Here is a 13720-nt window from a genome sequence, read left to right on the forward strand (position 1 = left end):
CTGCATGCCTGCGCCGAAAATGCGGTGTTTAAGTGTGATGGAACCTTCTATAAGAGGTCTCCGTTAGTGTCGTCTCCCCTCATGTTGGACATCACACCATGACTTTCACGCTACCCGACCTCCCCTACGCCCACGATGCCCTCGCGCCCTACATGTCGAAGGAAACGCTGGAGTACCATCACGACAAGCATCATCAGGCTTACGTGACCAACGGCAACAACGCGATCAAAGGCACCGAATTCGAAGGCAAGTCCCTCGAGGAGATCGTGAAGGGCTCGTACAACAAGAACGCGGCCGTCTTCAACAATGCCGGCCAGCACTACAACCACATTCACTTCTGGAAGTGGATGAAGCCGAATGGCGGCGGCAGCAAGCTGCCGGGCCGTCTCGAGAAGAAGATCAACGAGGACCTCGGCGGCTTCGAGAAGTTCAAGGCCGATTTCGCCGCCGCCGGCGTCGGTCAGTTCGGCTCCGGCTGGGCCTGGCTGCAGGTCAAGGGCGGCAAGCTCGAAATCTCCAAGACGCCGAACGGCGAGAACCCGCTGGTCCATGGCGCGGTGCCGATCCTGGGCGTCGACGTCTGGGAGCACTCCTACTACATCGACTATCGCAACCGCCGTCCGGACTATCTGAAGGCGTTCGTCGACAACCTCGTCAACTGGGACTACGTCGACGAGCTGTTCGGCAAGGTGTGACGGTTTAGGCCGTCGTTCCGGATGCGGCTTTCCCGACCCTCCCCCGAAAGGGGAGGGTCGGTTCGCATGTAGCGAAGCGCAATGCGAACCGGGGAGGGATCATCTCTCCACGCGGGCACCGTCTCAAGGGAGAGACTGTGAGTGCGCACATCGTTCAAGGAGAGGTGATAGTCCCTCTCGACGGCACACCAGCGGGGCAGTGGTGGGAACGGCAGCAAGCTATTTTCTGGTCTTCTTCGGCGGCGGCCTCGGCGCAATGCTGCGCCATTTCATCAATCTCGCCTGCGCGCGCAGCCTCGGCACCGATTTTCCCTACGGCACCTTCATCATCAACATCACCGGTTCGACCGTGATGGGCCTGATCGCGGGCTATCTCGCCTTCAAGGGCGAGGCATCGCAGGCCTGGCGGCTGTTCCTGATGACCGGCATCCTCGGCGGCTACACCACCTTCTCCGCCTTCTCGCTAGACGCCGCGCTGCTCTACGAACGCGGCGAACTCGGGCTCGCGGCATTCTACGTGCTCGGCTCGGTCGTGCTCTCGATCGCTGGCTTGTTCGCCGGCCTCGCCATCGTCCGCCACCTCACATGATCTCTCCGTCATTCCGGGGCGCGCGAAGCGCGAACCCGGAATCCACGGGCCACATGCACAGGCTGTGAAATGGATTCCGGGCTCGATGCGGAGCCTGTCATCAGGCCGCGCTTCGCGCGGACCCGTTGGCATCGCCCCGGAATGACAAATGGAGAGGGCGCCGCAACCGCGCATGGCCATAGCCTGCGCGCGCATGGATGCGTGGCCAGCTTCCGTTTGCGTCACCTTTGTGACGGGACTAAGCAGGATGGACATTCTCACCCCGCCCTGGCCCCATTGCCTTGTCAGATGCACCGCTAAAGGATCCGCCGCCGGCCGATGACGCCGCGGAGGCCGAGTCGCCTCCCGGCCGTGTGCGCAAGCCGATCGGCTGGTCGATGATCTCAATCCTTGTGCTGGTCCTCATCTGCGCCGGCCTGGTCTATCGGCGCGACGGCGCTGACGGCGTGATCGAGATCCTCACCCACGACCTCTCGCTGTTCGGCGGGATCCTGCCGCGCGTGCTCGCGGGCTGCCTGCTCGGCGCGTTCATCGCGGAAATTCTGCCGCACGAAAAAGTCTCGCGCTCGCTCGGACCGAAGTCGGGATTGAAAGGCCTGCTGATCGGCACCGCCTTCGGCGCGATCCTGCCGGGCGGTCCCTTCACCGCCTATCCGGTGGCGGCGGCGCTGCTGACCGTTGGCGCCGATTTCGGCGCGACGATCGCGATGGTGGTGAGCTGGACCCTGATCGGTTACGGCCGCGCGGTGGCCTGGGAACTGCCGATCATGGGCACCGAGTTCACGCTGTGGCGGATCGTGATCTCGCTGCCGCTGCCGGTGCTCGCCGGCGCCTTCGGCCGCTTCGTCTATGCCCGCATCTATCCGAACGGCGCGCCGGAATGAGCGCGGCGCTCCTGATCGACATCCTGCTGTGGGGTTCGGTCGCCGGCGTCGGCTTCATCGCCTGGCGGCGCGGACGCACCGTGCTGGTGTCGTCGTTGCGCGAAGGCTCGCTCGAATTCGCCAATATCATGCCGCGGATCGCGATCGGCGTGGTCGGGTCGGGCTATATCGCCGCCGTGATCCCGCAGGAGATCATCACCGGCTGGCTCGGGCCCGACAGCGGCTGGCTCGGCGTCGCGACTGCCGTCATCGCGGGCGCAGCGACGCCGGGCGGGCCGGTGGTCGGTTTTTCCATCGGCGCGGTGGCGCTGAAGGCCGGCGGCGGGCCACCCCAGGTGATCGCCTATGTCGTCGCCTGGGCGCTGTTCGCCTTCCAAAGGGTGATCCTGTGGGAGATACCGTTCATGCCGGCCCGCTTCGTCTGGTTCCGCGCCGCGGTCTCGGTGCCGTTTCCCTTCCTGGCCGCCGCCATCGCGATGGCGATCGGCAAACCGTGAACCATCGATCAGGTGGACTCGCGTAATGTTATAATGTAACGTTCCCGCGAAATGGCTCACGCACATCCCCATACCCACGACCACGTCCATGGACACGGCCACGACCATATCGTCCACAGCCATGGTCCGGCAACGCCGCATCCGGCGCAGGCGGCGACTTGGTCGATCCTGCGCATGACGGTCGTCGCACGCCTTGCCGCGGCGCTCGCGGTCTGTGCCGGCCTGTGGGCCTTCGTGCTGCTGGCGATGAGGTGAGCGATGCGCGCGCAAGTGCAATTCCGCAACGTCACGCTCGGCTATGACCGCCACCCGGCGGTGCATCATCTGAACGGCGACGTCGCCTCCGGCGCGCTGCTCGCAATGATCGGCCCGAACGGCGCCGGCAAGTCGACGCTCTTGCGAGGCATCACCGGCATCCTGAAGCCGCTCTCCGGTGCGATCGACCTCGGCGGCCTCGACCACAGGGACATCGCCTATCTGCCGCAGTCGGCCGAGATCGACCGCAGTTTCCCGATCTCGGTGTTTGACTTTGTCGGCACCGGCCTGTGGCGCGGCATCGGCCTGTTCGGCGGCATCGGCAAGGACGCGCGCGAGAAGATCCTCGCCGCAATCGCCGCGGTCGGGCTCAACGGGTTCGAGAACCGTCCGATCGGCACGCTCTCCGGCGGCCAGATGCAGCGCATGCTGTTCGCACGGGTGCTGCTACAGAATGCGCGATTGATCGTGCTCGACGAACCCTTCAACGCCATCGACGCCAAGACCACCGCCGACCTGCTGGCATTGGTCAAGCGTTGGCACGGCCAGGGACGCACGGTGCTGGCGGCATTGCACGACCTCGACATGGTGCGCGCCAATTTCCCGGAAACGCTGCTGCTCGCGCGCGGGCCGGTGGCGTGGGGGCCGACCGCCGAAGTGCTGACGCCTGATAATCTCACGGTGGCGATGCGGATGTGCGAAGCCTTCGACGACCGCGCCGCCGCCTGTGCCGTGGACACCTCGCGCGTCGCCTGAAGCCATGCTCACTGACGCGCTGATCGCGCCCTTCACCGAGTTCGAGTTCATGCGCCGCGCGCTTGCCGCCGTGGTCGCGCTCTCGCTCGGCGCCGCGCCGATCGGCGTGTTCCTGATGCTGCGGCGGATGAGCCTGGTCGGCGATGCCATGGCGCATGCGATCCTGCCGGGGGCGGCGATCGGCTTCCTGCTCTCCGGGCTCAATCTGTTCGCGATGACGGTTGGCGGCCTGGCCGCGGGATTTACGGTGGCGCTGCTCGCCGGCCTCGTCGCCCGCAACACGGAGCTGAAGGAGGACGCCTCGCTCGCTACCTTCTACCTGGTCTCGCTGGCGCTCGGCGTCACCATTGTTTCGATCAAGGGCACCAATATCGACCTCCTGCATGTGCTGTTCGGCGACATTCTCGCGATGGACAACCAGACTCTGCTGGTCATCACCTTCAACGCCACCATCACGCTGCTCGTGCTCGCGGTGATCTACCGCCCGCTGGTGATCGAATGCGTCGATCCGGTGTTCCTGCGCACGGTCAGCCGCGCCGGCGCGCCGGCGCATCTGGCGTTCCTGGCGCTGGTCGTGGTCAACCTCGTCAACGGCTTTCATGCGCTCGGCACGTTGCTCGGCGTCGGATTGATGATCCTGCCGGCCGGCATCGCGCGGTTCTGGTCGCGCGACATCACCGGCATGATCTGCATCGCGGTCGCAAGCGCGATCCTTTCGGGCTATGCCGGGCTGGTGTTGTCGTTCCAGACGCGGATTCCCTCGGGCCCCGCGATCATTCTGGTCGCGGCCGGGCTCTATCTGGTCTCGCTCCTGTTCGGCAATGTCGGCGGACTGGTCCGCCAGATGTTTCCCGGCCGGCATCTGGAGGCCTAGCGGCGATGCGACGGTGGTTCTGGCTTGCGCTGCTCGCGCTCGTCACGCTTGTAGGTCCGGCGCGCGCGCAAGAGCGCCTCAACGTGGTCGCCAGCTTCTCGATCCTCGCCGACTTGGTCCGCAACGTTGGAGGCGACAAGGTCAATGTCGCGGCGCTGGTTGGCCCCGAGGGCGATGCGCACGTGTACCGGCCGACGCCGGCGGACGCCAGAAAGGTCGCGGAAGCGAAGCTGCTCTTCATCAACGGGCTCGGGATGGAGGGCTGGCTGCCGCGGCTGGTGCAATCCGCCGGCGGCAAAGCGGCCATCATCACCGTGACGGACGGCATTGCGCCGCTCAAGCTCGGCTCGGCGCCCGATCCTCATGCCTGGCAGTCCGTTGCTAATGCAAAGATCTATGTCGCCAATATCCGCGACGCGCTTGTGGCCGCTGCGCCTGCGAACGCCGCCGCCTTCCGCACCAATGCGGAAAGCTATCTGGCAGAGCTCGACGCGCTGGACAGAGAAGCGCGGCAGGCGGTCGCCACCATCCCGGAGGCGCGCCGTAAGGTGATCTCGACCCACCGCGCCTTCGGCTATTTTGCGGCCGCCTACGGTATCGAGTTCATTGCCCCCGTAGGGGTCTCGACCGAATCCGAGCCCAGCGCCCGCGATATCGCAGGGATCATCACCCAGATCAAAAAGGCGAAAATTCCGGCGATTTTTCTCGAAAATGTCAGCGATCCCCGCCTGATCCAGCGGATCGCTGAGGAGACCGGGGCCAGGATCGGCGGGACCCTCTATTCGGACAGTCTCACTGCCGAAAAGGGCGAGGCCCCCACTTACATTGCCATGGTAAGGCACAATATAAAGGCCCTGACCAGCGCGCTCGGCCACTAGGGCGGGGGCCCTCCCTGCCGGCCCGGGCAGCGCGATCTTTAGTTCCGCCCCCGGAGTCGCCATGCCAGAACCTTCTTCGCTAAAGATCCCTGTGACCGTGCTGACGGGCTATCTCGGCGCCGGCAAGACCACGCTGCTCAACCGCATCCTGTCCGAGAACCACGGCAAGAAATACGCGGTCATCGTCAACGAATTCGGCGAGATCGGCATCGACAACGACCTGATCATCGGGGCCGACGAGGAAGTGTTCGAGATGAACAACGGTTGCATCTGCTGCACCGTTCGCGGCGACCTCGTCCGCATCATGGACGGCCTGATGAAGCGCAAAGGCAAGTTCGACGCCATCATCGTCGAGACCACGGGCCTCGCCGACCCGGCGCCGGTGGCGCAGACCTTCTTCGTCGACGAGGACGTGCAGAAGAACGCCCGGCTCGATGCCGTCGTCACCGTGGCCGATGCCAAATGGCTCAGCGACCGGCTGAAGGATGCGCCCGAGGCCAAGAACCAGATCGCGTTCGCCGACGTCATCGTGCTGAATAAGACCGACCTCGTCTCAAAGCCCGAGCTCGCCGAGGTCGAGGCCCGCATCCGCGGTATCAACCCTTACGCCAAGCTGCATCGGACCGAGCGCTGCAAGGTGGAACTGGCCGACGTGCTAGAGCGGGGCGCCTTCGATCTCGACCGCATCCTCGACATCGAACCGGATTTCCTGGAAGCCGACGATCATGACCATGATCATCATCACCATGGCCACGACCATCATCACCACCATGATCATGGCCATGGCATGAAGCACTACCACGACGAGGAGATGCAATCGCTGTCGCTGCGCACCGACAAGGCGCTCGACCCCACGAAATTCATGCCGTGGCTGCAGAACCTGGTGGCGACCGAGGGCCAGAAGATCCTGCGCTCCAAGGGCATCCTCGCCTTCGCCGGCGACGACGACCGTTACGTGTTCCAGGGCGTCCACATGATGCTGGAAGGCGACCATCAGCGGAAGTGGAAGGAGGACGAGCTGCGCGAGAGCCGGCTGGTCTTCATCGGCCGCGAATTGCCGGAGCAGGCGATCCGCGACGGCTTTGAGCGCTGCATCGTCTCGTGATGAGCGAGTTCGACCCGGGCGAGGTGCCCTCCATCGCTTCGATGACCGATCAGGTACGGCCAGTGCCGCTCGGCATGGCCGTCACATCAGTGCATTTCCTTGGCGACACCGCCCACTTCATCGGCGCCGAGGAGAATGTCGCCGTCGTCGGCGGGGAGGGCGAAGTCTCGCAGACGCCGGTGCATGGCGGCGCGATCCTCTGCTCTGTCTCGGATGGCGAGCGGATCGTCATGGGCGGTGACGATGGCAAGCTGGTCGCGCTCAATGCCAAAGGCGAGGTCTCGACCTTGGCGACCGACCAGAAGCGGCGCTGGATCGATGCCGTGGCGCTGCATTCCGATGGCGCGGTGGCGTGGTCGGTGGGCAAGACCGCGTTCGTGCGTCCGGCCAAGGGCGAGGAAAAATCCTTCGATGCGCCGTCCACCGTCGGCGGTCTTGCCTTTGCGCCAAAGGGCCTCCGGCTCGCAATCGCCCATTATGGCGGCGCGACGCTGTGGTTTCCCAACATGGCGGCCAAGCCGGAATTCCTGGAATGGGCGGGCTCGCATCACGCCGTCACCTTCAGCCCTGACAACAAATTCCTGGTCACCGCGATGCATGAGCCGGCGCTGCATGGCTGGCGGCTCGCCGACAACAGGCACATGCGGATGAGCGGCTATCCCGGCCGGGTGCGGTCGATGTCGTGGAGCGCCGGCGGCAAGGGGCTTGCTACCTCAGGGGCCGACACCGTCATCATCTGGCCCTTCAACAGCAAGGATGGCCCGATGGGCAAGCAGCCGGCGATGCTGGCGCCGTTGCAGGCGCGCGTCGCGGTCGTCGCCTGCCACCCGAAGGACGACATACTGGCGGCCGGCTATAGCGACGGCACCGTATTGATGGTGCGGATGGAGGACGGGGCCGAAATCCTGCTCCGCCAAAACAAGGGCGTGCCAATCTCCGCGGTGGCGTGGAACGCCAAAGGTACGCTATTGGCATTCGCGGACGAAGACGGCGACGGGGGTCTGTTGGAGTTTTAATCACCTGTCGTGTCCAAGCCGTATTGAGGGGCTATGCGGTTTCTGACGACCTTCCAACTCGCTGATTTCTTCGACACGCTGATAAGCCTGACCACAGCCTTTGTGCTGGGCACGCTGATCGGCGCCGAGCGGCAATATCGCCAGCGCACCGCGGGCCTGCGCACCAATGTGCTGGTCGCGGTCGGAGCGGCCGCGTTCGTCGACCTCGCGATGCGGCTGGCGGGCGCAGACGGCGCCGTGCGGGTGATCGCCTATGTCGTGTCGGGCATCGGCTTCCTCGGCGCCGGTGTCATCATGAAGCAGGGCATGGATGTGCGCGGGCTCAACACGGCGGCGACCTTGTGGACATCAGCCGCGGTCGGCTCTTGCGCCGGCGCCGACATGGAGGCGCAGGCCGCAGCGCTCACCTTCTTCATCCTCGCCGGCAACACGCTGCTGCGGCCGCTGGTGAATGCCATCAACCGCATCCCGCTCGACGAGCAGGCATCGGAGGCGACCTACTATTTCAAGCTCGCGGTCTCCAGCGACGCCTTGCCGGCCATGCGCGACCAATTGGTCGAGAAGCTCGAGGCCGCCAGCTACCCGGTTGCTGATATCGATCTCCAGGAGATCGGTGACGATCTCCTGGAGATCGTGGCGACGCTGGTCAGCACGTCAGTCAATCCCAATGAGCTCAATGCCGTCGCGGTGGACCTGCAGCGTCAGGCCGGCGTCCGCCACGCCACCTGGGAAGTCAACACAGCCGATTAGGGCGTCGAACTGCAGCCTGGCTGCGGGGTTGTGTCAGGTGCCTGCACGCTCGGGGCGCGGCGCGATCCACACCCAACCGGCGAGGCCGGCAAGTGCGGCGCAGCTTGCGGGCACCAGCATGATCGTGCTCAGCGCCCGCTCGAATGCGGCTATTGCCCCTGCATGAGCGTCCGCCTGTCCGGACATCACGGCATTCAGGGCCTCGTTGGCTTGCGCGGGCGTTGCTCCGACAAGATCATGCAAGAAGTTTGCAAAGAACACCACCCCGAGTGCCGCAACCGCGAGCAGGCCGCCAACGCGAGCGACCGCGTTGTTGATGCCCGAAGCAATCCCGGCGTGGGCTTCGCCGGCGGCTGCCATCACAGTCGACGTCAGCGGTGGAACCGTGATCGACATCCCCACGCCCAGCAGGACCATCGACGGAAATACGCTAATCCAATAAGGCTGCCTGAGATCGACAAAGGCAAGTATCGTAAATCCGCAGGCTGCGACGATGGGCCCGACAGTGAGCAACAGCCGCGGCCCCCAACGGTCAGCAATGGTCCCGGCGAATGACGCCCCGAATCCCATGATCAGGGCAAAAGGCAGCAACGCCGCGCCGGCCTGGGTCGCCGAGTAGCCACCGACGCGGATCAGGCCGAACGGCAGATAATAGAGCGCACCTCCGAGCGCGAAGTAGAGCAACAGCGTCAACGCATTAGTTGCTGAAAAATCGCGAGATTGATAGAGCGACAACGGCATCATCGCCCGCTCATGGAGACGGGCTTCAATCACGACGAACGAAGCCAGGAAACCGGCTCCCACTCCCAGGGCAACCAGCACTGTCTTGTCGCGAAATCCCGACGCCGGAATGGCGCTGAGGGACCATGTCATCGCAGCAAGGCCAATCGCGACTGAGGCGGCGCCGCTCCAGTCGAGTTGCTTCGCCCGGGGATCGCTGCTTTCGCAGCCGAAGCGAAGCGCAAGTCCGGCCGCGGCAATGGCGAGCGGGACATTGAGGAGAAAGATCGCCCGCCACGATACCTGGTCGACCAGCCAGCCGCCCAACATCGGACCGGCCGCCATCATCAGTGCACCTGCGCCCGCCCATATCCCGATTGCCCGGATCCGTTCATCCTTGCCGAACGTCGCTCCTAACATCGCCAGACTGGCCGGCGTTAACAGCGCGGCGCCAAGACCTTGAACCGCACGGCTGACGATAAGCACCATGATATTCGGTGAGAGCCCGCAGACGATGGAGGCGGCGGTGAAGACCGCGATGCCGATAACAAAAATCCGGCGTCGGCCGTAGAGATCGGCCGCTGAGCCTCCGATCAGCACGAGCGCACCAAGCAGCAGCAGGTAGGCGTTGACGATCCACTGTGTCGCAGCCGCATCTGCATTCAGCGCCTGTTGGATCGCGGGTAACGCGATGTTCACGACAGAACCGTCGAGGAGAGCCATGCTGGACCCAATGACGGCCGCCGCGAGCGTCAGCCACTTGCGTCTCTGTGACAGGGCAGCGTCAAAAGCCGGTGTCGCCTCGATGACCCCGGCGTCGCACGGCGGCCGTGTGAATCCAATCATTGGATGCCCGAGTAAGGACATTGGTCCTGGGTTAGGCTGCACCTGTCAGTCGCTGAGGACAAGCGCGATGGGCTCGGGGCGGTAGCAGCGATTGCGTACCACCGGGTCACTCGGCGCAAAAAAAGGAGGGAGCGGCTGGTTGCTCGGCCGCTCTTTTGCCGTGAACACAATCCCCGTCAGGCGGCGCGCTTCATACGCCGGAGACTTGCGCCGTATGGACCTACGGAGCGAGGCGGTCGCTACCTACGAAAAACGTTTCGAGAGTCAGAAAGCGAACCGAAGTCTCGGCGCTGGTCGAGCATAGTCCGGTAGATGGGGGCACGGCGCGACAACTCCGTCCGGTCCGACATCTGGGAAATCCTTCCCGGCTCGTTCGTGGCACGCTCGCTTCGAGAGAGCCGGGATTGCGTATCGAACTGCCGCTGGTTCCAGTCTCGCTTGAAAGGATTACAACCCGTGAATGATGCATACTCGAATGAAATGAATGCCAATCCGACTGCCGGTGCTGACGCGAAACGCGGATTCGACATGCCGCTGTTCGCGATACCGGGAGTGTATCAGAACATCGCCGAGCAAAGCATGCTGCGGGCGAAGGAAAATTGCGAAAAGATGAAGGCCGCTTCTGGCGAGATCGCCGACATCCTCAAGGAAGCCTGCTCGACCAACGCGAAAGGCGCCGCCGACTACGTGGCCAAGTTGATCGAGATCTCGGGCGCGAACACCAGCTCCGCTCTTGAATTTCTCACACATCTGATGGGGACGAAGTCGCTGCCGGAGATCATCCAGCTATCGGCCACGCATGGCCGCAAGAATTTTGAGGTCACCTCCGCTCAGAACAAGGAACTGTGGGAGCTCACTCAGGAAGTGGCGAAGGAGACTGCCGAGCCTATCAGGAAGAGTCTTGCCAGGGTGCTGCGGACAGGTCCCTAGATCGAACTTCTCTTAAGCACCACCGAGAATCGGCTGGACGAAAAGCGCCTCCCACGAGAAGAGGCGGAGTCCAGCCGATGGCCCGCGGAATGCTGCTGATGCAGCAACTCGGGACATTGAGGGAGGACCAAGATGGGTATCGTCATGATCAAATGCCCGCAGACGGGACGCGCGATCCCTACGGGCATGAAAGCCGATCGCGAGAAGTTTCGATGCAGTACGGTGTTCTTCGCGCGCACCTATTGCTCGATCTGCCAGACCAACCATGAATGGTTTGCCAAGGAAGCGTGGGTTTACGAGACGGACGAAAGAGTGAGGAGCGTGTGCTAAGGCTGGCCACTAGCTAACCGTTCCTCAACGGTGCCTTGCACGGTGAGCGGCCGCTCCGTGGGCGTGCGCGCGGTGCTGCGCTCCGTTCTCGGCGGTCGGTAGCGGGGTGTGCGCGCGCGGCCTTTCATGCACTGGCCAGGAGTGACCGCGCGGCGTCATCTCGTTTGTCGAAACGATACGCTCGATCCTGCTGCGCATGATCTGGTAGCAGTCGCATGCCGCTGCTTCGAGCCGCGGCCTGTCGATTTCGATCGAGCTTCGCCGATTGGACCTGATCGCTCCCGACGCGCGGAGCTTGGATACGACATGGGTCACCGTCGTTCGTCGCACGCCCAGCAACTCCGAAAGCGTCTCCTGCGTCAGCGGCAGCATGTCGCTTTCGGTCCGGTCGTGGATGTGCAGCAGCCAATGGGCCAACCGGGCTTCGACTGAGTGCAGCGCATTGCAAGCCGCAACATGCTGGAGCTGCACTATCAGGGCCCTGTTGAGCCTATTGACGGCGGCCTTGAGGGCGTGGCTGTGCTCGAGCGCCGCATGGAAGCGTGCCGGAGAGAGCTGCAAAGCAGTTCCGGCGATCCGAACCACCATCGTCATCGGCGAGCGGGCCGGCCCGAGCGCCGTGAGGATGTTTACCGCGCCCTCTTTGCCGACGATCGCGGTGGTGACCGTTTGTCCGTTCGGCATGTCCATAACGTGCGCGACCAGCCCGCTGGAAGGGAAATAGATCTGTTCAATCAGATCGCCCGATCGCGCCAGGACGGCGTCGCGTTTGAGCGACACGTTCCGGAAATGGGGCGCAAGCAAATCCAAGTCCGCTTGCGGCAGCGCGGCCAGCAGTCGATTTTCAATCCTGGTCTCATGCTCCATCGCGGGAAAGCTCCTTCCCAGAGACGGAGGCGAGGTGCACTTAGTGCCATGCGCACTAACCCACCACGCCGGACCACTAAAAACGGCCGCGCGGGAGAAAGTTCCAATGGGAGCCGCAGCGCCAGGTGGCGGGGTGCGCCACGCCATCTGGAAAGTCAACACAGCCGATGGGAGCCTCGGTCGTCAGCGCTTCTCCGGCGCGACCTTGTAGCCGACGATGCGTGTGTTCCAGACGCAGGGAGTGGCATCATTGGCCCACTGCTGGGTCGCCCACAATGTCTTGCGGTCCACCGGGTCGAGCGCGGTCAGGATGCCGACCGAATTCCCCATCGGGCTCACGTTCCTCTCATTCGCGCAAGTGTAGGGATGCGTGCCCGCGACGATCGTCGTCGGGCCGGTGAACGTGTTGGCCGGATCGTCCTGGCGGCGGGTCCAGAGCAGGACCGACAGGTTTGCGCGCGCGCTTGAGGACGTGCCGACGATGCCCAGGTTCCCTGCATCGTCCACGCCAATCGTGCCAAACTCCAGGTGATTGTCAGGGCTGGCAATCTTTGCCGTCTGGCTGACCACGCAGGCGGCCGGCTGCGAGCAATCGAGGTCCACCCAGATCAGCAAATTGTTGGCATCAGCGCCCTGCGCCCCGCAGGAGTCAGTGCATGGCCCGGACCCGAGGACGCCATACAGGTGCGAGCCGTGCTGGACGACATTCATCAGGCGGTGGCTGGTTGCGGCGCGAAGGGTGACGTCGCTGCCGGCCTGCGGGATCGACATGGTCTGGCCGCAGCACGGCGTGTTGTAGACCCACTTGTTCTCCTTCGAGCCGATATCGGTCTTGATCACCTGCTGGGCGCCGCCGGCATTGTAGGTGCCGGTGGCGCCATTCCACCTGAAGGTGTTCACGATCCAGTGAAACGAGAAATTGGTCGAGCGCTGGCAGGAGTATTGCGCCGCGTGGTCGCAGCTCTTGTTGGCAAAGAACGCCGGAGCCGATGGTGCCTTCGATCGATCGTGGTCAACCGCAGGGACGATGTCGAGCGGCAGGTTGTGGCCACGGTTGATATGGGTTGGCGCTGTGCCTTGCGCGATCGCCTTGATCTCATCCGGCGGCACTGCAAAGCAGTCGTAGGACACGCCCGGCACCGTGCTCGGATTGTCGTCGCCGACGTGGCCTCCGCAGATGTACACACCGTTCTTGTCGTAGCCCAGCTTGATGCCGGGATTGCGGTCGAGGCAGGGGCCGCCCTGCAGGCAGGACAGGTAGGTGCCGCCCCACGAATCCGTCGCGTCGGCGCTGGCGCTCACAAGCGTGCAGTCGTTGGCGCAGGTCACGGTGATGATCCAGCGCTCGATGAACTCGTTGTAGACGATATGCGGCTCGAACGGTCCGCCGCCTTTCGCCGGGTTCGGGTCGAGCCCGGCGCTGCGGATCAGTGCGGCCAGCGGCGTGGATTTCAACAGCTTGCCCGTAGTGTCATACACGTTGATGTTCTGCCAGGTGACCTGCACGATCTGCTTGCCGCTCGCGGCAACGTCCATCTCCGCCCGATCACAATGGATCGGCCCCCCGTTCGATTTGCACACCGCCTGACCTGGTCCGCGGTCGCCCTCGAACGAGTTGACGGTCTGCGCGCTCGCGGCTCCCCAATGAGACAGCATGGGCAAGACGATCAGCAGAGCACCAACGGCAAGCTGCTTTCCGGTTCGTCGGTTAGACATGATTTGGTTCAG

16 protein-coding genes are annotated in these 13720 nt (G+C 64.0%); 13 read left to right on the forward strand and 3 right to left on the reverse strand.

Annotated elements, in window-relative coordinates; genetic code table 11:
* Positions 1 to 98 precede the first annotated feature (98 nt).
* The 11 genes from AC5ZG5_RS18175 to AC5ZG5_RS18225 all read left to right on the forward strand — a co-directional run bounded on the left by AC5ZG5_RS18175 (position 99) and on the right by AC5ZG5_RS18225 (position 8299).
* Positions 99 to 695, forward strand: coding sequence for a superoxide dismutase (locus tag AC5ZG5_RS18175; RefSeq protein WP_130225396.1), 597 nt, complete (start codon positions 99 to 101; stop codon positions 693 to 695).
* Positions 696 to 897: 202 nt separating this feature from the next.
* Positions 898 to 1284: a fluoride efflux transporter CrcB gene (gene crcB, locus AC5ZG5_RS18180; protein ID WP_028163017.1), complete on the forward strand. Its 387-nt coding sequence runs from the start codon at positions 898 to 900 to the stop codon at positions 1282 to 1284.
* 281 nt (positions 1285 to 1565) lie between these two features.
* On the forward strand, positions 1566 to 2168 hold the full coding sequence (locus AC5ZG5_RS18185; RefSeq protein ID WP_456643283.1) for a permease: 603 nt from the start codon (positions 1566 to 1568) through the stop codon (positions 2166 to 2168).
* Complete coding sequence (locus tag AC5ZG5_RS18190) at positions 2165 to 2665, forward strand: hypothetical protein (protein ID WP_208823980.1); 501 nt, start codon at positions 2165 to 2167, stop codon at positions 2663 to 2665. Before AC5ZG5_RS18185 ends, AC5ZG5_RS18190 begins: the two co-directional genes overlap by 4 nt.
* A 51-nt stretch (positions 2666 to 2716) precedes the next feature.
* Entirely contained in the window at positions 2717 to 2920 is a 204-nt protein-coding gene (locus AC5ZG5_RS18195; protein ID WP_456643282.1) for a hypothetical protein, read from the forward strand.
* A 3-nt stretch (positions 2921 to 2923) separates the two neighbouring features.
* Entirely contained in the window at positions 2924 to 3676 is a 753-nt protein-coding gene (locus tag AC5ZG5_RS18200) for a metal ABC transporter ATP-binding protein (RefSeq protein ID WP_456643281.1), read from the forward strand.
* A gap of 4 nt (positions 3677 to 3680) precedes the next feature.
* Complete coding sequence (locus AC5ZG5_RS18205; protein ID WP_130229405.1) at positions 3681 to 4550, forward strand: metal ABC transporter permease; 870 nt, start codon at positions 3681 to 3683, stop codon at positions 4548 to 4550.
* A 5-nt stretch (positions 4551 to 4555) separates the two neighbouring features.
* Complete coding sequence (locus AC5ZG5_RS18210; RefSeq protein ID WP_456643280.1) at positions 4556 to 5428, forward strand: metal ABC transporter substrate-binding protein; 873 nt, start codon at positions 4556 to 4558, stop codon at positions 5426 to 5428.
* A gap of 61 nt (positions 5429 to 5489) precedes the next feature.
* Positions 5490 to 6533 (forward strand): CobW family GTP-binding protein, encoded by a 1044-nt coding sequence (locus AC5ZG5_RS18215; protein ID WP_456643279.1) that lies wholly within the window; start codon positions 5490 to 5492, stop codon positions 6531 to 6533.
* Entirely contained in the window at positions 6533 to 7549 is a 1017-nt protein-coding gene (locus AC5ZG5_RS18220) for a WD40 repeat domain-containing protein (protein WP_456643278.1), read from the forward strand. Before AC5ZG5_RS18215 ends, AC5ZG5_RS18220 begins: the two co-directional genes overlap by 1 nt.
* Before the next feature lie 33 nt (positions 7550 to 7582).
* On the forward strand, positions 7583 to 8299 hold the full coding sequence (locus AC5ZG5_RS18225) for an MgtC/SapB family protein (RefSeq protein WP_456643277.1): 717 nt from the start codon (positions 7583 to 7585) through the stop codon (positions 8297 to 8299).
* Between the two features lie 33 nt (positions 8300 to 8332).
* Here the strand turns inward: AC5ZG5_RS18225 and AC5ZG5_RS18230 are convergent, their stop codons facing one another.
* Complete coding sequence (locus tag AC5ZG5_RS18230; RefSeq protein ID WP_456671203.1) at positions 8333 to 9886, reverse strand: MFS transporter; 1554 nt, start codon at positions 9884 to 9886, stop codon at positions 8333 to 8335.
* A gap of 291 nt (positions 9887 to 10177) precedes the next feature.
* Between AC5ZG5_RS18230 and AC5ZG5_RS18235 the strand changes: the two genes are divergently transcribed.
* Together AC5ZG5_RS18235 and AC5ZG5_RS18240 are read left to right on the forward strand one after the other, a co-directional pair.
* Entirely contained in the window at positions 10178 to 10795 is a 618-nt protein-coding gene (locus tag AC5ZG5_RS18235; protein ID WP_456643275.1) for a phasin, read from the forward strand.
* 132 nt (positions 10796 to 10927) lie between these two features.
* Entirely contained in the window at positions 10928 to 11125 is a 198-nt protein-coding gene (locus tag AC5ZG5_RS18240) for a hypothetical protein (protein ID WP_028163005.1), read from the forward strand.
* Positions 11126 to 11149: 24 nt separating this feature from the next.
* On the opposite strand, the gene AC5ZG5_RS18245 is transcribed toward AC5ZG5_RS18240, so the two are convergent.
* Together AC5ZG5_RS18245 and AC5ZG5_RS18250 are read right to left on the reverse strand one after the other, a co-directional pair.
* Positions 11150 to 11992 carry a Crp/Fnr family transcriptional regulator gene (locus AC5ZG5_RS18245; protein ID WP_063623366.1) on the reverse strand — a complete coding sequence of 281 codons (843 nt, stop codon included), beginning with the start codon at positions 11990 to 11992 and terminating at the stop codon, positions 11150 to 11152.
* 183 nt (positions 11993 to 12175) lie between these two features.
* The gene (locus AC5ZG5_RS18250; protein WP_456643274.1) at positions 12176 to 13708 is read right to left on the reverse strand and encodes a hypothetical protein; all 1533 of its coding nucleotides are present in this window, start codon (positions 13706 to 13708) and stop codon (positions 12176 to 12178) included.
* Between the last annotated feature and the right edge of the window lie 12 nt (positions 13709 to 13720).

Source organism: Bradyrhizobium sp. Ses1 (assembly GCF_059512365.1).